Raw genomic sequence first — 18,780 nt, 5'->3', positions numbered from 1 at the left:
GATTCTAAGCATATTCATAACTAAACTGTGCAATTTCAACCATTAACTTTTGTTCGCTATATCTTGGAATTAGCCGTGACTACAGAGAATATTTGGACTTCCGGCCGCTGTTGTCGTAAGAATTTCTTGATTTTATACCGCTCTTCGCGGTGGAAATCTGCAGACAAAGGCGGACGCTAACGCTCCTACAGTTCCAAACTTCTCCTCCGCCACTTTTTTCCCAAATTGTATAATATCAAGTTCTCTTTATATAGTTGAATTTGATATAACGTTAACCTATAATCTACTCAACCTACGTAATAAGAATGGGAGTATTGAGAATATGCCCAGAAAAAAGAAGCCCGTCATTGAATACCGCCACTACAGCTTACCGATAAACTTTCCTATCTTGCTGTTAAGTGGTGAACGTTGGAAGATTTCTGATATTAAAAGTGAACATCTGCATTTCCATAATCATTTGGAGATTGGCATTTGCCATTCGGATAGCGGCATCATGGAGATCAAAGGAGAATCTGTGCCTTTTAAAGCCGGAGATGTGACCTTCATCCCTAGGTATCTCCCTCATACAACTTATAGTTCGCCGAATGAAGCCAGTCTGTGGTCTTATATCTTTTTTTCGCCTGAGGATCTTTTTCAGCAATCCTTCAAAAGCGCTTACAGCAACTTTGAGCCGAATCTGTGGGCAATTAAGGGAATAAACTGTATTTTGAATAAAGAGGAACATCCCAAGGTATATACCCTTGCGACATCGGTCGTAGAGGAATTGAAACAAAAAAATCCTTACTATCAAGAAAGTGCTTACGGCTTATTATTATCGCTTTATATAGAGCTTCTTAGAATTCATTCCCGGAATGAACCCTTGGTTAATCAAGACACAGAGCATAGCCTGAAGGGCGATTTTGTCATCTCACCCGTTCTGGAATACATCACTAAAAACTACATGATGCCGATTACCATCGATTTTTTAGCTGATCTGTGCCACCTAAGTACTACTCATTTCCGCAGGAAATTCCATGAGATTATGGGGTCCGCACCTCTCGACTTCCTAAACAGTACCCGTATTGAAGAGGCCTGCAAGCAGTTAAAAAGTACGGATGATTCCATTCTCTCCATCTCTGAGCAAGTCGGTTTTCAGTCCATATCCAGCTTCAACCGATGTTTCTCCAAGCTTATGGGTGAGTCACCTAAACAATGGCGTAAAGGCGCACAATCCGAAGCACAATCCGCTAAAGCGTCTATATTGGAGTTTACGGGGTGGGTATGATCCATTGATCCATTGATCTATTCTAGATCATCTTTCTCCCGATTGTTTTATATAACATGGTTCTTATCTTCTTTAACTGCGCAAAGTTTTCTTCAAATGAAATGCTGTGGGTCAGTGCCAGCCCTTTTGAGAAATCTTTTTTATATAGAAAAATTGATTCCAAATACAAACCTATGACATGAATCTGGTTCCAAGTAGGATAACTTGAATGATGATAGAAGACAGTCAGCGTTTCTAATGCATAAAAATTATGACACCATCTCGCTTCCTCCATTATGTACTTCATTGCCGGTCCATTATTGTTAATCATTATGTCTCGGAATTCATCTAAATGATTAGGCTGAACATCGACATATTCAATTGCATAAAATGGCTTTACATGCCGTTTTCGCGCGCCTTCCCCTGGTGTAGGGTACGTGCTGTTTGGTGTGGTTACAAGTAACTCTATACGGATTGTTTCGAGCACGAAAGGTATATTCACATTTTTTAAGTTAGGTAAAATGATTTCGGCATCTTCTTTTTCCTTGATCTGCATTAGGATAAGATAATCCCATATAATGAATTCTCCATGTTTTTCGGCTGTTTTGTTATGACTGTAAACTGAAATATCCTCCACAGCATTATTTTGAGTCATGGATCCTAGAACGTCTGTGAGTTGGCTCTTTATTTCTTTTTTCATATGCTTTTTATACTTCTTATCGACTCCGATACTCCAAGCAATATAATAAGTATCATTTTGTGGTGTCAGTTTTAGATTCTCTACGCTTATTTTCTTATCCATTTCTGTTTCCCTTTCTGTACAAGTCCCCAGCCATCGATGTATAATTCGTCTAAGATTTCTAATAGCTCGGAAGGGGTCTGAAGCAAGGCTGCTTATGGTTAATCGTAACGCTGCTTCCCAATAAACGCAAATAAGCCCCCTCTATGAACTGCCCCATCAGGCACAACAAAAAGGCATGCGTCCGGTACACTACCGAATTCATACCTAACAAGTCGCCTAATAAAATAAGCTGTTATGTGGTAAGGCTAGCCTTTACTTGACCTCACAAAATCTATTTAACAAGGAAATGATTTGTTCCTTGCTCATAGGGGCGTCGTGCCCCGGGATATACGTAGTAAATGAAAGAGTCGATAAAAGCTCAATATATTCTTTCATTTTTATCGGATCAATTTTACCTTCTCCATGATAATAATCCCCGCTATGTGCATCGCCTGCGAATAATACTCCCGCTTCTTTTACATATACAACACAAGAATCGTCTTCATGTGGCCCTCCTACCTTTATAATCTGGCAAGTGGTGCCCCCTAAATCCAGCGTTAAAGCATTCTCGAACATAATATTTCCTGTGCTAACCTTAATCTTATCAAACGTATCATATTCTTTTTTCATACAGTTATAGGCGAATGCTATTTCTTCTTTGGTCTCTAAGCGTTTTACCACAGATTCTTCATCCCATTCCCATTCTTTCAGGCGCTTTAGTGCCTCATTCGTTGCTGAAGAGACTATAGTTTCCCCGTCAAAAGCATGCATACCAAAGGTATGATCCCAATGCCAGTGCGTGATCAAAGCATATTTGGGACGTGGCAGATTGTTATCATCTAAACACTTTATAAAGGCATCTAAATGCGATTTTGAATTGCCACAATCAATCATAATTGAAAAGCTGTCACCTACAACATATCCCAAAACAGGTCTGTCTGTTTCTCTGACGTTTTCTAAATAATAAATAGAGTCATTTATTTGTTTCAGTTTCATCCTATGGGTTCCTCTCCTTTATGGATACAGGCTAAAGTTACGCTCTATGGAGGAGATGATTACCTATTTATAATGGATGAAGCAGGTGCCATTGAGCAAGGGAGAGTTTAGTTATATTCACAATGTACTACGCCGTAGTTCATAAAAATATTGCACAATCGGATGCTTTAACTGCATCTTCTCGCTCATGTTTAAAATCCGCTTTTTCCCAACCCGTCTGTCCACTAAAGCCAGAATATTCAATAAGATATCATCGCTCTCTATGCTTTCCTCTATAGAAGTAGATAGAAACTTATTAGCTATAACGATAAAATTCGATTTACTTAATGACGTCTGTGCTGACAAAAGCTCCTTTGCAACTTCTGATATCTTTCTGCTTCTTGCAATGACTATTAGACGATCCTCCGGGATGTTCCCTTTACTATCTTTTCTAACCGCTTCAATGTCTTCAGGGTGGATTGGAATTTGGAGTTCTGAATCATTCTTAATCTCCTGCTCCGTCTGATACCATCTGATTGAGTTAGTTCTATCATTCATATTAAGTACGTTCTTTTTATCTACCGAAATATAACAGCTCCCTGATTTATCAGGTAAATAACGGTAGCTGCTTGCGCGATATTCAACCTTGCCGGATAACGCGGGACATAGAAAACTCTCCAGTTGTTGCTTTAATTTGCTCCAGGACATGTATCCTCCAACAAGACGATCTCTTCTCCTCGTCTTTGTCTTATTTTTATATTTTCTTTTCCCCAAGAACACATAACATCCACGATCTTATTGGCTGTAACGCCATATTCCGTGAGGCTGTATTCAACTTTTGGCGGCATCTGCTGGTACACGAATCTTTTGACAAGCCCATCCCTCTCAAGTTCACGAAGCTGCTGGATCAGAACCTTTTGTGAGATGCCTTGAATATTACGCTGTAATTCACTTGTTCTTTTGGCACCGGACATCAAAAAGCAAATGATCAAAGCTTTCCACTTTCCGCCGATGATTTCTAGTGTTGCCTCTATCCCTAAATGATATTGTTTCATAGAATAACACCTCGTTCATGCTGATCAAATTAAGCTTACTCAAAACTTCATTGTTGCATATATTTTTTTCGGAGTCCAGTACACACCTCGAAGTAACCATCTTACTTTATTGTGTGTATTTTCTTTTTTTACAACCTGCAAGATAATAATAATATTCATAAATAATATAGGCCTGAGAATGGAGATTCATCATGAAAACACTAGTGATTTTGGCGCATCCAAACCTTGAGAATTCGAGGGTCAACCAGCGCTGGAAAGAAGAACTGCTGTTATATCCCAACGATATTACCCTTCATGAGATTTATAAAGAGTATCCTGACTGGAATATTGATGTTTCTAGAGAGCAGAATCTAATGGAAACATATGACCAAGTGATCTTTCAATTCCCGTTGTATTGGTACAGTTATCCGCCGCTATTAAAAAAATGGTTTGACGATGTGTTGGCTTACGGATGGGCTTATGGATCAAACGGGAACAAGCTTAACGGGAAAAAGTTAGGGCTGGCCCTGTCCATCGGTGATAAAAAAGAAAATTATCAACCAGAGGGCTCTGTTTCTTTTACCGTAGACGAAGTGATCGCACCCTTTAACGCCAGTGCCAAACATGTAGGCGCAGAAGCCCTACCGTACTTTGCTGTTTTTGGAGCTTCATTTCAAGCCAGCGATGAAGAAATTAATACTAGCGCAAAAGAATATATCGAATATATCTTTAATCACCGTATTTGACACAAAACAAATTGGGCTATCCTTAGTCTTGTTCAAAGACTTTAAGGATAGCCCATAGCATTGTTGAAGCGGTCTAAAGATTCTCTGTAGTAAGGGTGAATCCTTCGATCACGGCATCTTCGTCAACCTCAATCAAAATGCAGCGTCTCCCATGATAATTCACTTGCTTCACATATTTTAAATCCTGCGGGCTGACCGAAATCGTAGCTACCTTTGTATCGATCTTAATCGATTTGGTAGTGAATTTCGGCATTACGCTGCTCGCCTTCATCTCATAATGCTTATCGTCAACGATCGTTTCGAACGCCCGTTCCACTTTTTCCATTGTCACGTTCTCAACGCCACTTACCGTTAGTACACGTTCCAGGTCTCTATAATCGAGCTTTGGAGGTTCTTCCTTATCGTCGTTGGTTTCGATGACCTGATGGATCTCCTCGTACACCTGTGCGAGAGTGGTTGCATCAAGCTGTTCGCCCGCCACTTCCTTCACGATGTCTTCGAATATAGCTCTCTCTTCCAGAGCCGTATTGGATCTTTCGGCATTCAAGACCTCTCCGACAAAATGCGGATCTGGAAAGTTCGATTTCCCCGTACAATACAGAATGCGGTTCACATCGGAATAATTGTCCGTCACGCTTGGGTAAAAGAAACCTTGCTCCGGTGTGCTTAACTTGACGATCGGATCTACAATGACATTGTACTTGAACTCCCGCTCCACGTAATCAAACAAGAGAGCCTTCCGTTGTTTCTCCGTGGAATTCACGCTGCATAGGATAAAAGGATGCGCGAATAGTTCGTTTTTCTCACTTTCCTCGGCTTCATCGTTTCTATCTTTAGTCGGGCGGAAATACTGTCCTCGAACGAAAGTGATCACCGTATCCCGTTCATAATGAGTATCCGCCATCATTCTGTCCACCAACAGTAGCATCAGGTCCTGCCATTCATCTGGATCCCCTGTCACCAAAGCTTGATGAAGCATCACCTGCGCTGGCTCCTCCGCTTCCGCTTGAAACTTCAACTCGAACAATTTCTGATCCAGTTCACCGGTCAGGAGTTTTTTGAAATTGCCCATATACAGCTCCTGCTTCTCTCTGTCCACCATTCCAAATGGCTGGCGCTCCCAATGATAGATCTCGTTGCTTTCCTTCATAATATACACGTTGAGAATATCGTAAATACTCATTAAATCGTGATCCAGCTTAAATTGCTTGCGTATATGCGCGACTTCTTTCTTTATCATGATTCGTTAGACAACTCCTAGGAAGATTAATTGGTCTTTTCAGTATAAAGGATAAAAAAAAGCTTCGCTAGAAGGGGTTTTTAACGTTACTTCTTTTCAGTTTTGTTCCAAAGCAATAATACAACGACTTTACGTGATAATACTAGCGGCTTAATCAGTTGAGACTCACGAATCGCTTGTGGGCGCGATAGTCTTCACTCTCTACTTTTGCAACAATGCTCTCTTGGGTCCAAAAATTATAAAACTGATCGCGGCCAACACCCAGACACCAATACCGCCATAGAGCATCACCAAACCAAAGCCGTGTACAAGCGAGGCATGGACGATAGCTCCAGATGCATCCAGTGAGGATAGTTCTGGAAAACCCTGATTGAGAGACGAAGTGTTTCCGGCAGCTGTTTTTTCGGCCAAAGATCGCAATTGTAAAACATCGACAGTCTCAGGAAAAGCTTTCTTCAAATAAGAAAAGATGCCTTCCTGTAAAATGAAGCCCATTACGGCAATGTTGATGGCTAGACTGATTAATCTGGCACTCATGTCTATGCCGGAAGCCATACCTGCACGAGTACTAGGTACCGAGCCGGTAGTCGTGTTGGTGACAGGCGTGTTGGTTAATCCCAGCCCAATACCAGCCAACAGAGAGCCGGGGAGCATAGTCAACCAGCTGGCGTGATCACCGCTGCTGCCATACTTCATCAAAATGAAGCCCAAGCCGATAACGAATAGACCCAATGGGATAACTATGCGCGGTTGGTAGCGGAGCGAAAATCGCTCTGCCAGAGGCGGAATTACCAGGGTGGGCAGTGCATAAGCCAGAACAGACAACCCGGCACTTACGATGTCGTAATCAAGCCCGCTCTGGAAATAAATTGGAAGATAGATCATGAATGGCCAAAAACTGAAATTCATCCCGACGGAGCCAAGGAGAGCACCAGAAAAATTACGTATCTTGAATACGGAAAAGTCGAACATTGGATGAGTACTGTGCTTCTCCGCAAATAGAAATACTATGAAACTTATTGCCACTGCAACAAGGATGCTGAGGGATGCTGTACCGGTAAAACCAAGTTCCGACCCTTGTGTGATAAAATAGACCAGGCCAAAAACCGTCAACGAAAGCGTGACGATGCCGATAATGTCCAGCTTTTTTGCCTGTGGATCGCTGGACTCCTCCACGCCGCTGAAGACAAGGATCAAAGTAAAAAGGGTCAGCGGGACATGGACCAGAAAAACCCAATGCCAGTTCAATACAGCCACGATCATACCGCCAATGATAGGTCCAAAACCGAGACCGATACCAAACACGATCCCCCATGTGCTAAAGGCTTTGCTGCGTTCTTCTCCTTTCTGAAACCGATGTGAAAGAATGGCTATCTGGCAAATCTGCATCGCGCCAGCACCCACGCCTTGAAGGAACCGGCTGGCGATCAGAACCGATGTGCTTTGCGCCAAGCCACAAATCAAAGATGTAATACCGAACAAGATAAGGCTGATAATAAAAATACGCCTCCTTCCATACCGGTCAGCCAGCGTTCCAACAGCCATCAGAACTGTCGCACAGGCAATGGTGTAGGCGTTCATAATCCATTGCATATCCTTGAGGCTACCGTGCAGTACCTTTTCCAGGGTAGGCAGTATCACAGGCACACTGGAAATTTCGAGGCCAAACATCAATGCGGACAAACATATAGCAGCTAATGTGATTATATTTTTGCGGGAGTGGGAGAGTCTCATTGGGAGTTTCCTCCAGACTCATCAATACGTGCCTGTAAATCTTCTGTACCTACTTTATTTAAATCAAATTTTCTCAATGGTAGCCATCCTCTCTAACTTTCCAAGTGTAGATCATCATTTTGGTGAGAGTCATATTATATAATGTAAATTATTCATTTTACATATTATAATCAATCAATTATGATGATTTAACAAAGTAATTAAAGGAGTTTTAATGAATTACCTTAAATATAAAGGAGGCCATCCAAAGTGGATCATGTAGACAAACAAATTCTCTTCTATCTTCAAAATCAAGCGAGGATTTCAATGACAGAACTGGGGAAATCCGTAGGTCTGTCTCAACCTGCGGTTACGGAACGAGTTAGAAGAATGGAAGAGAAAGGAATCATTGAGGAATATCGCACCATCATCTCCCCTGAAAAAATCGGGAAAAATACGGCAGCCTATATGTTGTTTCGGACTAGAGACTGCCTGGCATTTCTTGACTTTGTCCATGCCTCTCCTCAAGTTGCCGAGTGCCACCGTATAAGTGGAGAACACAGCTATTTATTAAAAGTAGTGACCGAATCTACACATGCTCTTGAAGAGTTTGGCAATCAATGTGATAAGTATGGAACCTATACGATCCTGATTGTTATGTCTTCACCGATAGATCATAGATTTCTCATTCATTCTCTCGAAGAGGCATCTAAAGTAGACTAATGCCAAGCAGAAGGACAACGAGTTTACAGAGAAGTAGCTTTATTAAGAGCGTCTTACAATAAGCAGGAATAAATGTTTAGTTAAAAAAAACGACATCTCTGTCGTTTTAAGGAATACGTATGGTGGCACTTTAGCGGATCGAATCGCTGACTTCCTTTTTTACTACTCATTTATCGCATGCTCTAATGCATAGTCTTCAAGCTGAATATCTACCTTTTGATTCATGGCCAGCTTGGCCAGCTGCTCACCAAGAAAGGGTCCCATCGTTAATCCGGATGATCCTAGTCCATTAGCAACAATTAGTTTATTCCATCCTTGAACCCTGCCCAACACGGGAAGAAAATCTGCTGTAAATGGACGGAACCCTACTCTTATCTCATTTAGGCTACAATCCGCAAGACCGGAAGCCGTTTGAAGACCTTTATTTAGAATTTCTTGCATTCCTCCTGCGGTTACAGCAGTATCATAACCTACGACATCATTTTCGTGAGTAGCACCTACCACGATATTTTGATCCGCAAATGCGAGTATATATTGATCTGTAGGCGGCATTACCACAGGCCATTGCTCTGTACTCGCTTGTTGAGCAAGCTTCAAATGCATAATTTGAGCTTTTTGATAACGCACCTGAAGCATGATCCCAAGCGGATGAAGCAAAGCGTTAGACCAAGCCCCTGCGCACACAATCACTTCATCCGCTGTGAATGTCTGTTCTCCTACACTAACCCCTTTAATTTCATGTTCATCATGTTCTAAAATAGCATCTCCCTCAATCATTTGCGCACCATTACGCTGAGCAGCCCTTAGCAAAGCATCACGTAATTCACGTCCGTTCACTCTTGCTGCACCGGATACATGAAGCGCATGATAACCTTCCGACAATAAGGGAAACTTCTCTTGCGCTTCAAGATCCGTCAGCATCGTAAGTTCCCCTATTTCAGGGGCGTCCTCTCTGCGCAGCTCCGCTCTTTCTTTCATCGCGAGTAACTTTTTCAAATCCTCATGGATACATATCGCTCCAACTTTTGCGTATCCAGTCTCGGTTTCTCCAGCCTCTTCCAACTCTTGAATAAGTGCCGGATAAAAGCTTGCTCCCGCTTTAGCAAGACGATACCATGCTTTGTTTCTGCGTTGAGACAACCATGGACAAATAATCCCTGCTGCTGCATCCGTTGCTTGTCCAACATCCTTACGATCTATAATGATGACCTCAGCACCTAACTTACTTAGCTGATAAGCTGCTGAAGCCCCTAATATGCCTGCACCAATTACAATAACCTTGTTCATATTCGAAGTCCCTTCAGTTATTCATTTTTTTAATCATTCACTACTTACCCATTGTATCTTAAATTTGACATTTATAATGAATTATCGTACTATAAATTTCACTCAGTTAAAAGTACTTTAATTGGAGTACTAAAATAAAAGTGTTATTCAGAAGAAAGAAGGAATACAGTTGAAGTTTTCACAGTTTTTGAAGTCCAAAGGGGCCATTGGTTCTATTTTTATGGGTGTGTTCTATGCCATTGCGATGCTTGGTATTTTCTTACCAGGGTATACAGCACTTCCAGGGAACATGGATGATTTAAAAATTGCTATTGTCAATGATGATGCAGGTCAATATGGGGCTCAGATTTCGAGTCAGTTCTCGGAGAGTTTACCATTCAAAACGATAAAAACCGATGTATCGAATAAAAAAGCGATGGATGAATTAGAACATAATAAGTTAGCTCTAGTTGTCCATATTCCAGAAGAATTTTCAGCCAACGTTCAAAGCGGTAAGGTATCCGCAAGTATTGATTTCACAGTCAACGAAGCTTCTGCCACCATGGTATCTTCAGCCATGTCTTCCGTTGTAGGAGAAATTAACAAACAATTAAGCGCGAACTTCTCAGAGCAAACCGCAAAAGGTGTGTTAATGAACTTTAACGTACCAGAAGAACAAGCCACCGCAATGGCTACACAAATTGAAAATAGTTATGTCGGGAATTATGTTGTCATCAATGATGTTCCGGACGGCATGCACAACAACATGTTACCTATGTTCTTAACTATGGCTGGTTATGTTGGGGCAATGATTGCCTCCATGCAATTAGTTGCTTCTTTTAAAGCGAACCGCGGGAAAGCAAGCAAGACAAAACTGTTTATGTTCGTTCAATTCACAGCTTTATTAATCGCTGTATTATCAACAGTCGTTGCTTTAACCATTGCCTTCTCTGTTGCAGATGTAGACCTATCCTTACTGTTACCAGTTGCTGCTCAACAAATTCTAATGTATATGGCTGCATTCAACGTGTGTGCGATTATGGTCTTCCTAGTTGGCGAAGGCGGTATGGTCTTAAATATTCCAATCCTGCTCATGCAAACCATCGCCAATGGTGCTACCATGCCTCGTGATATGATGTATACACCATACGATTGGTTCGGCCGCATCACCCCGATGTATTATTCTGTGCAAGCTTATTTGGCACAAATGTTTGGTTCCATTAGTCCAGCCCCCTTCTTATGGGGATTAGCAGGCGTATTTGCCGGGGCTATGATGATTAACATTGTAATCGTCCGGTTTGTTCATAAACCTGTACCTGTGACTAAAGAAACTATACTGCCCGTTGAAGTTAAAAATACAGCTGAAATAACCGCCTAGGTTTGGTAAGATAGAGTTTAGCCAACAATTAGGAGTGGGTTCTGTGATGTCAATTCAAATTTATATCTTAAGTAAGTTAATGGATGAAAATAATTATCCTTATAAATTAAAAAAAGAACTATCCACCCCTATTCCTTTTGATAAATTGCTCAATCTATCTGAAAGCAAACTGTATTATCACTTTGAATCTCTTTCGAAGCAGGGCTTAGTTGAACAGGTAGAGATTATCAAAGAAGAACATCGTCCAGACAAACAGGTGTTTTCCATTACCGATAAAGGGCGCAAGCAGCTCCCGCTCAAAATTTATAAGGTAATAGAAGATGCAGAATCTATTTCAGATATGATTGTCGCTCTTGTGAATCTTCGTTTTGTAGAGACTGATAAAGTGATCCCGATTATCGAGAAGAAAATTGAACAGTCACTTATAAAAAAAGATCAATTAAATCAAATCTACCAGCAAATAGATGTAGATAGCTCCACTCGTGAAAGTGTAGATTTCATGGAAAGCTACTACGCTTCTCAACTTGAGCAATCTATACACTGGTGGAAAGTTCTTTTAGAAAAGCTGAAAACGAAAACGATATAAAAAGAATGCCTTGGATTATAGCATAATCAAGGCATTCTTTTTTTATTTCCAGCACCAATCACACAATAGCTTTTTTCAGTTATTCACTTTTAATCAATAAATATAAAAAGTATGGAGCTCCGATTAAAGCCACGATTACTCCTGCTGGTATTTCAGTATTGGCTACTACCATTTTACCAAGCGCATCTGCAATAACAACTAATCCGCCACCGATTAATAAACATGCGGGAATCATTATTTTATGGCCACGAAAGAGTCGTCTAACTAAATGTGGAACTACTAGTCCTACAAATCCAATGCTCCCACTGACAGCAACCGCTGGTGCCGCCAATAATACACTACACACTAAAAACCAAACACGATACTTATTTAGAGATACCCCTAAACTAATGACTACAGGATCGTTAAGCCTTAGTACATCCAATATAAGATGATTCCGAATTAATAAAGGCACAATAAGAAGTAACCAAGGCAGCATAGCATACACGTGACTCCAATTACTATTCCCTATGTTCCCTGCCAGCCACACCTTAATCATCTGATATTGCGAAGGATCTAGTACGAAGGTTAACACAATCATAAATGCACTAATCGCAGCCGCAACAGCAATACCAGTATAAATTAATCGAATGGGAATAATGCCTTGATTGCGATCATAAGAAAGCATAAATAATAGAGCAACAACGATAAATCCGCCCAATAAAGCATACAGTGGCTGAACATAAGTATGTAAGCCGGTTGAGCTATTTTGTAACAGCAAAAATAACATCATGGATAATCCAGCACCAGCATTTATCCCCAATATGCCCGGGTCTGCTAAAGCATTTCGGCTTATGGCTTGCAGCAGCATTCCTGCTATTGCCAACGCGCCACCTACTAGAAAACCCAAGATCATACGTGGAATACGGAACTGAAAAAGTACAAGCTCCTGCCTCGGTGTTCCATTTCCCAATACGGTTTGCCATAACTCTTGTAAGCTTAAGCTGCTTTGACCAGTAGATACACTATATATAAAGCCTAGCAGTAAAATGATTGCTATAATTATAAACTTCCATCTTAGCTTCACTATAGCTCCCGCCTTTCTTTACGAGCCAAATATAGAAAGAACGGAACACCAATAACCGCAATTACAGCACCTACAGGTATTTCATAAGGGGCATTTACGATTCGTGCCACTAAATCAGCAAGCACAACAAGGGTGGCTCCCAGAATTGCGGATAATGGAATAATATAACGATAATCCACACCCACTATGTAACGTACCAAATGCGGAGCAATTAAGCCCACAAAGCTTACAGATCCGGCTAAAGCACATGAAATCCCAGCTAACATGAATGCGGCTAAAAGCGAAAGATTTTTGATAAGTTTTATATTAACGCCTAACCCTTCCGCTGTCTCATCCCCTACAGAAAGTATAGTAATCGACTTTGAAATTACGATGGCAAGTAATAGCGCAAGAAGCATCCAAGGCAACATTTGCTGTAGATGAGCCATACTAATGCCACTTAAACCTCCTCCATACCAAAAAGCCACCTGCTGAGCCACTGAAAAAAAGATACTTATTCCTTCACTTAGGGCAGTTAGCATAGCAGAGATGGCAGCACCCGCCAATACAAGCCGAATAGGCGTCATGCCTCGTTTACTTAATAAGCCCACACTAAAGACTAAACCTGCGCCCAATCCCGCACCTAGAATACAGAGCCAAAGTGTACCTGTGAATGAAATCGTCGGCAGGAAAACCATAGCAATAACTAACGTGACCCCGGCCCCAGCATTTAATCCAAGAATCCCCGAATCGGCCAAAGGATTGCGACTAATCCCTTGAATAATCGCTCCACTTACTGCAAATCCAGCGCCTGTTGCCATAGCGGCAAGTACCCGGGGCAAACGAATCGACTGGATCACCTGATGAGTAGACGCCTTATCATCAAAAGCGATGATCGACATGAATACATCTGCGAAGGGTATTTTTTTCGCGCCAAGGGCCATAGCAAGCACTAATACGCCTATTAATAGGAGGAGCATGAGGATTAGCAATAATAAAAAGGAGAACTTTTTTTCTCCTGCTAGTGATGATTTCTGAACATTTGCGGCCAATGTTTCCAACCCTTTCCCTTCACTTTACAAAAAGAGCCAGCCAAGGGCCAGCTCAGATGCAAACGAATATGATTTCTATCTAACTTAAGTCAGAGGATGTGGTAAGCAAAAATTTGACGGCCCGACTAATCGCACCCGAGATTACGCTCACATGCTCCTCTTGCTCAAGCAATGCCCAGCTTACTTCAAAGCTTGGAAGGTGTAAGGCCATCATGCTGTTACATAAATCCAAGCTATCCTTGACCATATAATCCAGCTCTTCTCCACCAGCAATCATAAGCGTTTTAGGTAACTGACTTAGCGTATTGCTGTGTAAATCAGCTTTAAAATTCTCATACTCCTTTAAAAGTGCGTAATCATTCCACCAGATGGAAGCACTACTTGCAATATAATGTGAGAACAAGGTGGGTTGTGTAAACAACGCATGCAGAACAAATAATCCGCCAAAGGAATGACCAAACAATGCTTGCTTCTGCTTATTGATAACGAACCGCTGGGCAATGGCTGGCATTAACTCTTTTTCAAAAAAAGCTAGCAGCTCATCTGCCCCGCCAAATTCAGGCCAAGGCTCCCCGTTGGGACGTTTCGGTAAATTCGCGAGCTCGGCTGGCATGGTTAAATCATAGGTTCGACGCACGGTATCAAACGCCTCACCCCCAGGATAACCAATGCCAACAACAATCGCGGGTGGATAGCCTTTAGGCTTACGCGTCAGCAATCGGGTGATTTCAGCAGCGGTTTCAAAAAGTCCATTACCGTCAAGAACATAAATGACACCGTAGCCATCTTTTGCAGGCTCATCCAAAGGTTTGGCAATAAAAATTTCATAGTCCTTATGATTAGCTTTACTCGTGATCAGCATCGTTTCATAGTTTGGTTTTACGTACGGTTTGATAATCATGGCAGCAGGAACGCTACAATATCGTCCATCGTTTTTTGATAAGCAATTAATCCACTGGATCTCCAGTGATCGCCATCCACCTCGAACACTTTACCTGCTTGAACTGCAGGCAGCGCCTTCCATAAAGGACTAGCTTTAATGTCTGCCAGGAAAGCATCTCCCAGACCATCATTATCGTTAATAAAGATATAATCAGCGTCTACATCAGACAACATTTCCAGCGAAATATCAGCGGACATTTCTCCTTCTACAAGAGCACTTTGAGCAAAGCCTAGCTCACTCAGCACATAACCCCCGTAATGGAAGTTACCCACTAAAAAGATCGCACGGGCATTCGCATTAATATAAATTGCTTTTTTACCGGCAGAAACGCTGGCTAACTGTGCTCTAGTTGCTTCTAGCTTTGTATTGTAAGCAGCAATAGCTTCTGTTGCTTTATCCTCTAAACCTAGCAATTTCGCAATCGTTTCTGTGGCCTCCACTACATTGCCGAGTGCATTCTTAAACACGTAAGTTGGAGCAATTTGCGAGTAGTTTTCATAAACACCATTTTGTGCATAAAAAGCAGTGGGGAATATAATTAATTCCGGCTCCAAATCTACTACAGATTCTGGAGAGGGAACACCATTAGCGAAGCTGATTTCTTTTACACCACTTAACGTATCCTGTAGATACTGCTGCGGTCTTTCACCCGTGGACCATTGGGCTACTGGGGTTACACCAAGGGTAACTAAGTAATCCTCTAAACCAGGGGCATACACCTTTTGTACAGTCCCCGGAATGTTTACTGTACTGCCTACTTGGTCAGTTACTACAAACGCTTCTCTAGCCGCTACTTCCGTTTCTTGTACAGCGGGTTCATCCGTTGCAGTTGCGCTCGCTTCACTGGTTGTTACTGGAGTATCTGTTGCTTGCTGATTAGCTGTATTATTGCCGCCGCAAGCTGTTAGTAGAATGGATAATAAAGCAACCATTACAACATAACTTATTATTTTTGTATTAAACCCCTTCATGATAGACCTTCCCTCTTTCCTATATTCTCAATAATAATCATTCTCAGTATTGAGTGTATAAGAGATAGGACGCATTGACCATGTAACATCTTATGATTAGACATGTACATTTTCAAGGTATCATCATTACTGCAACTTCCTCTAGCATTCGTTTTAAAGCCACAGGAGAGTATTCAAACCAAGGATCGGAGTGAATAACATAGATTTGTCCCTGTTCGATAGCCTCTAACTGTCTAAACCCAACATCTCTCTGCAAATGATGCCAAGTTGCTCGTGACTCATCATCGGGGCAAATAATCGTAAACAGCTTATCCACCTTCAATCTACTTAACTCTTCAAAAGTAATCTCTGCATTATATAGACCGGGCTGCTCATAACTAGATTCCGCTCCCAAATCCTGAAATAAAAGATGCTGAATGCCTGTATTACAATAAGCAAAGATTTGCTGCTGATAGATACGTATAACTAGAACTTTAGGTGGTGTAGAGGTCCAGTCTAACCTGCGCCGAACGTCTTCCAATCTTGCCCTATACTGTGTGATCCACTGTTTCGCTTCTTCTTGTTTATTTAGTCGGGCAGCAAGTTCAGTTAAGGCTACTAAACAATCTTGCTTATCATCCAGCCAATAGATTGGAAAATGATCCTCTATCCGTTTTACCAGCTCTGACGACAAATCTTTGGGAGAAATAAGAAGATCGATTGGCAAATGCAGCAGCTCATTTGGGCTGCAATAATTTTTATTTTGCGTCAAGGTTACCTTATGCTCGATTTCTTGCGACCATAAATTATAGTAGTACGGTGTCCATTTTGCACTTAAGGGTGCAGCAAACGGAATGACTCCTGCCGCATGTAAATACCCCATCATGTTCCCAGTTACAACACCGATATGAGATTTTTGCTGGCTGGAATACATCGTTGGCGAGATCCCTTCAACCTTTTTGAACACTCGGCTAAAATAAAACTCATCACTATATCCAACAGCCTCTGCTATAAACTTCAAGCGAACGTCTTGTTTCTGCAATAATTGTTTAGCCTTTTGAATCCGCAGCTGGGTAACATACTCCATTGGACTTTGTATATATTCCTGTTTAAACGCCGAGGAAAAATAACTGGAACTAAGTCCAGAAAGATTAGCTAAATGTGCTAAAGACAAGTGCTTCGTGAAATTCTCTTCTATATATCTTCTAACTTCAGTTAAATCTGTCTTCTGCGATTGTTTTTGCATTCTGTCACCTCTTTACTGCTTATATAAATGCACTTAACTCTTTATTCATTCATCAATTGATAATCATTATCAATTATACTTTTGTTTTTGGGGGGTGGCAATGGTTGGGGAACGTTCTATAAAAGTGTGCTCAAAAAAGAAGGCGCTCAGGGGACTAATCCCCTCGCGTCTTCTGTGTGTAACTATAGGCTGCTGCTGCCCAGAGTAAGTCTTTTATTTTGAATCTACAGCCGGAGCCGGAGCCGGAGCTGCAACTGCTGCTCCATTCTTTTGCAAGTTCTCCTTCACTTGACCTTGCTCTAAAGGCTGAACAGGCGCACCAATGTTAAAGCTATCAATGATTTTCCCTAGTGTAGCTTGGTCAAAGTCTACTTGGGAATACAACTCTACTGTATAGCCATCCTCTTCCCAAATCACAATTCCATTTGCATAATAAACCTTAGTCCCGTTAATTACTTCTGTCTTCACTTCTTCCGTAGTGCTGATCCCATTGTCCCCACCCTTGGAGATTAGAAAATTCACAGCATTCTCACCGGAATTATACTGCACTTCAACCATGCTGGTCCCCTGAAGAACACAATTCACAAACTCATAGTCTCCCATCCAATCGGGTGCCGGGAAGTTCATGCCAAGTGCTGCACGTGCTTCATCTAGGCTCAACTTAGCTGCAACCGGCAATTCAATGACCGCATTCTCCCCACCTTGGGCATCTTCAGATGGAGTCATTGACTGTGCAGCCGAAGGGATTTCCTTATCGTATTGCGTGATTTCTAGATTTCCCACTTCAAACTTTGCCATGATCGATTGGAACATATCCTGTGCATAGGAGGTTGCAGAGAATGCTCCACCCAGACAAATTACTGCACTGCCAATCACTATTGCATTTCTCCAGCTGCTTTTTTTCATCGTTATCCCGTCCTTTATCTCTGATTGGGGGTTAAGTGCCCCATGGTCCAATTTGTATATCAAGCGGTTATAGATTCTTTCTTTGGCGGTAGTGCTGCCCTGTTCGGCATTCTCAAGCAGTTCTATGGTTTTGCTGAATTTGGTGAGATCATCTTTCTTATTCATTTTTGAACCCTCCTGCCTTTAAGGAAATATGCAGTTTTTTCAAGCTTCTATATACTACGACACCGATATTGGACTCACTAACTCCCATGATCTGTGCAATTTCGGAATTTTTCAGCCCAGCCCCATACTTCATTGCAATGATATTTCGTTCCTTCTCACGCAGCTTGGAGAGCGCCTTGAACAGTGCTTGATTATTATCCTCACGGATCGCCAGCTCCTCAGGAGACGGCTTGGGAAATATAAGCTCCAGCAACGAATCTAGTGAGGTATAGCTTCTTTTCTTCTGCGCCCGAAAGTAATCCGTCACAGCATTTCTTACAATGGCAAACAGCCACACCTCAAAATTCGATTTTTCTTGTGAAAAACTATAATACTTACACATCACCGTCTCAAACACCTGACTGCATATGTCCTCTGCCGCGTGGTGGTTATTAATCCGATAACAGATATATTTGTAAACACGTTGGTAGTACGTATCATACATCCGGGTAAATTCCTCTTTGGACATGATAGCTTCACGTGATCTTTCGTTATTCATGTAACGCTCCACTTTACCCTGGATAACCTCCATCTCCACCCTCCTTCCACTCACCTTCATCGAAAAGCTAAACAAATTGCGCAATTTGTTGTGAAGAAACTTACATATGTTAATACGGAGAAACGCCCAAACCATTAACAAATGTTTTGATGTAATCGTGGAATGGCAAAAAACCATCATACAACTTATAGTTCACCAAATGGAGACTAGGGACCTTTTTCAACGTTGGTTCATGAGATTAACAATCACA

General features: G+C 41.6%; 19 protein-coding genes. 5 read left to right on the top strand and 14 right to left on the bottom strand.

The genetic code is table 11. The features are described from left to right. Window positions 1-322: 322 nt before the first annotated feature. On the top strand, window positions 323-1,264 hold the full coding sequence (locus tag MHB37_RS03675; RefSeq protein WP_405168954.1) for a helix-turn-helix domain-containing protein: 942 nt from the start codon (window positions 323-325) through the stop codon (window positions 1,262-1,264). A 22-nt stretch (window positions 1,265-1,286) separates the two neighbouring features. Here the strand turns inward: MHB37_RS03675 and MHB37_RS03670 are convergent, their stop codons facing one another. The 4 genes from MHB37_RS03670 to MHB37_RS03655 form a co-directional block, all read right to left on the bottom strand. Continuing rightward, on the bottom strand, window positions 1,287-2,045 hold the full coding sequence (locus MHB37_RS03670; RefSeq protein WP_076190095.1) for a hypothetical protein: 759 nt from the start codon (window positions 2,043-2,045) through the stop codon (window positions 1,287-1,289). A 252-nt stretch (window positions 2,046-2,297) separates the two neighbouring features. After that, window positions 2,298-3,020 carry an MBL fold metallo-hydrolase gene (locus MHB37_RS03665; protein WP_405168953.1) on the bottom strand — a complete coding sequence of 241 codons (723 nt, stop codon included), beginning with the start codon at window positions 3,018-3,020 and terminating at the stop codon, window positions 2,298-2,300. A 117-nt stretch (window positions 3,021-3,137) separates the two neighbouring features. Then, a complete protein-coding gene (locus MHB37_RS03660) occupies window positions 3,138-3,707 on the bottom strand; it encodes a hypothetical protein (RefSeq protein WP_076185132.1) in 570 nt (189 codons plus the stop codon). Next, window positions 3,689-4,054, bottom strand: coding sequence for a helix-turn-helix domain-containing protein (locus MHB37_RS03655; protein WP_076128545.1), 366 nt, complete (start codon window positions 4,052-4,054; stop codon window positions 3,689-3,691). The genes MHB37_RS03660 and MHB37_RS03655 overlap by 19 nt, the downstream gene beginning before the upstream one ends. Window positions 4,055-4,245: 191 nt before the next feature. Here MHB37_RS03655 and MHB37_RS03650 point away from each other — a divergent pair, with 191 nt between their 5' ends. After that, a complete protein-coding gene (locus tag MHB37_RS03650; protein ID WP_076302894.1) occupies window positions 4,246-4,779 on the top strand; it encodes an NAD(P)H-dependent oxidoreductase in 534 nt (177 codons plus the stop codon). Window positions 4,780-4,852: 73 nt separating this feature from the next. On the opposite strand, the gene MHB37_RS03645 is transcribed toward MHB37_RS03650, so the two are convergent. Next, window positions 4,853-6,019, bottom strand: coding sequence for a DUF4317 domain-containing protein (locus tag MHB37_RS03645; protein WP_076128541.1), 1,167 nt, complete (start codon window positions 6,017-6,019; stop codon window positions 4,853-4,855). Between the two features lie 201 nt (window positions 6,020-6,220). Continuing rightward, a complete protein-coding gene (locus MHB37_RS03640) occupies window positions 6,221-7,753 on the bottom strand; it encodes an MFS transporter (protein WP_076302893.1) in 1,533 nt (510 codons plus the stop codon). Window positions 7,754-8,002: 249 nt separating this feature from the next. Here MHB37_RS03640 and MHB37_RS03635 point away from each other — a divergent pair, with 249 nt between their 5' ends. Next, complete coding sequence (locus MHB37_RS03635) at window positions 8,003-8,455, top strand: Lrp/AsnC family transcriptional regulator (RefSeq protein WP_076128537.1); 453 nt, start codon at window positions 8,003-8,005, stop codon at window positions 8,453-8,455. A gap of 162 nt (window positions 8,456-8,617) precedes the next feature. Here MHB37_RS03635 and MHB37_RS03630 read toward each other — a convergent pair whose 3' ends face one another. Next, window positions 8,618-9,742 (bottom strand): FAD-binding oxidoreductase, encoded by a 1,125-nt coding sequence (locus MHB37_RS03630; RefSeq protein WP_076302892.1) that lies wholly within the window; start codon window positions 9,740-9,742, stop codon window positions 8,618-8,620. A 169-nt stretch (window positions 9,743-9,911) separates the two neighbouring features. Between MHB37_RS03630 and MHB37_RS03625 the strand changes: the two genes are divergently transcribed. Then, window positions 9,912-11,099 carry a YhgE/Pip domain-containing protein gene (locus tag MHB37_RS03625; protein ID WP_076185138.1) on the top strand — a complete coding sequence of 396 codons (1,188 nt, stop codon included), beginning with the start codon at window positions 9,912-9,914 and terminating at the stop codon, window positions 11,097-11,099. 46 nt (window positions 11,100-11,145) lie between these two features. Beyond that, a complete protein-coding gene (locus tag MHB37_RS03620) occupies window positions 11,146-11,685 on the top strand; it encodes a PadR family transcriptional regulator (protein ID WP_076302891.1) in 540 nt (179 codons plus the stop codon). A 79-nt stretch (window positions 11,686-11,764) separates the two neighbouring features. Here MHB37_RS03620 and MHB37_RS03615 read toward each other — a convergent pair whose 3' ends face one another. The 7 genes from MHB37_RS03615 to MHB37_RS03585 form a co-directional block, all read right to left on the bottom strand. Next, on the bottom strand, window positions 11,765-12,751 hold the full coding sequence (locus tag MHB37_RS03615) for an iron ABC transporter permease (RefSeq protein WP_162164281.1): 987 nt from the start codon (window positions 12,749-12,751) through the stop codon (window positions 11,765-11,767). Next, window positions 12,751-13,791: an iron ABC transporter permease gene (locus MHB37_RS03610; protein ID WP_036684813.1), complete on the bottom strand. Its 1,041-nt coding sequence runs from the start codon at window positions 13,789-13,791 to the stop codon at window positions 12,751-12,753. The genes MHB37_RS03615 and MHB37_RS03610 overlap by 1 nt, the downstream gene beginning before the upstream one ends. Before the next feature lie 70 nt (window positions 13,792-13,861). After that, a complete protein-coding gene (locus MHB37_RS03605; RefSeq protein ID WP_076279458.1) occupies window positions 13,862-14,683 on the bottom strand; it encodes an alpha/beta hydrolase in 822 nt (273 codons plus the stop codon). Then, window positions 14,680-15,696 (bottom strand): ABC transporter substrate-binding protein, encoded by a 1,017-nt coding sequence (locus MHB37_RS03600; RefSeq protein ID WP_405168952.1) that lies wholly within the window; start codon window positions 15,694-15,696, stop codon window positions 14,680-14,682. Before MHB37_RS03600 ends, MHB37_RS03605 begins: the two co-directional genes overlap by 4 nt. A 112-nt stretch (window positions 15,697-15,808) precedes the next feature. Further along, a complete protein-coding gene (locus MHB37_RS03595; RefSeq protein ID WP_405168951.1) occupies window positions 15,809-16,921 on the bottom strand; it encodes a helix-turn-helix domain-containing protein in 1,113 nt (370 codons plus the stop codon). Window positions 16,922-17,134: 213 nt separating this feature from the next. Further along, window positions 17,135-17,992, bottom strand: a complete 858-nt coding sequence (locus MHB37_RS03590; protein ID WP_405168950.1) for a hypothetical protein — start codon at window positions 17,990-17,992, stop codon at window positions 17,135-17,137. Beyond that, window positions 17,985-18,563, bottom strand: a complete 579-nt coding sequence (locus tag MHB37_RS03585; RefSeq protein ID WP_081387731.1) for a sigma-70 family RNA polymerase sigma factor — start codon at window positions 18,561-18,563, stop codon at window positions 17,985-17,987. Before MHB37_RS03585 ends, MHB37_RS03590 begins: the two co-directional genes overlap by 8 nt. Window positions 18,564-18,780 lie beyond the last annotated feature (217 nt).

The sequence above is a fragment of the Paenibacillus sp. FSL H3-0286 genome (genome assembly GCF_045040705.1).
GTDB lineage: Bacteria > Bacillota > Bacilli > Paenibacillales > Paenibacillaceae > Paenibacillus_AQ > Paenibacillus_AQ odorifer.
The sequence above is the reverse complement of the archived record's forward strand: the minus strand, read 5'-3'. Positions and strand labels throughout refer to the sequence as shown.

Coding starts and splice junctions, on each gene's coding strand:
- MHB37_RS03630 (WP_076302892.1), bottom strand. CDS start 9,742: ATGAACAAGGTTATTGTAATTGGTGCAGGCATATTAGGGGCTTCAGCA.
- MHB37_RS03645 (WP_076128541.1), bottom strand. CDS start 6,019: ATGATAAAGAAAGAAGTCGCGCATATACGCAAGCAATTTAAGCTGGAT.
- MHB37_RS03655 (WP_076128545.1), bottom strand. CDS start 4,054: ATGAAACAATATCATTTAGGGATAGAGGCAACACTAGAAATCATCGGC.
- MHB37_RS03585 (WP_081387731.1), bottom strand. CDS start 18,563: ATGGAGGTTATCCAGGGTAAAGTGGAGCGTTACATGAATAACGAAAGA.
- MHB37_RS03665 (WP_405168953.1), bottom strand. CDS start 3,020: ATGAAACTGAAACAAATAAATGACTCTATTTATTATTTAGAAAACGTC.
- MHB37_RS03620 (WP_076302891.1), top strand. CDS start 11,146: ATGTCAATTCAAATTTATATCTTAAGTAAGTTAATGGATGAAAATAAT.
- MHB37_RS03600 (WP_405168952.1), bottom strand. CDS start 15,696: ATGAAGGGGTTTAATACAAAAATAATAAGTTATGTTGTAATGGTTGCT.
- MHB37_RS03590 (WP_405168950.1), bottom strand. CDS start 17,992: ATGAATAAGAAAGATGATCTCACCAAATTCAGCAAAACCATAGAACTG.
- MHB37_RS03605 (WP_076279458.1), bottom strand. CDS start 14,683: ATGATTATCAAACCGTACGTAAAACCAAACTATGAAACGATGCTGATC.
- MHB37_RS03640 (WP_076302893.1), bottom strand. CDS start 7,753: ATGAGACTCTCCCACTCCCGCAAAAATATAATCACATTAGCTGCTATA.
- MHB37_RS03595 (WP_405168951.1), bottom strand. CDS start 16,921: ATGCAAAAACAATCGCAGAAGACAGATTTAACTGAAGTTAGAAGATAT.
- MHB37_RS03660 (WP_076185132.1), bottom strand. CDS start 3,707: ATGTCCTGGAGCAAATTAAAGCAACAACTGGAGAGTTTTCTATGTCCC.
- MHB37_RS03650 (WP_076302894.1), top strand. CDS start 4,246: ATGAAAACACTAGTGATTTTGGCGCATCCAAACCTTGAGAATTCGAGG.
- MHB37_RS03670 (WP_076190095.1), bottom strand. CDS start 2,045: ATGGATAAGAAAATAAGCGTAGAGAATCTAAAACTGACACCACAAAAT.
- MHB37_RS03675 (WP_405168954.1), top strand. CDS start 323: ATGCCCAGAAAAAAGAAGCCCGTCATTGAATACCGCCACTACAGCTTA.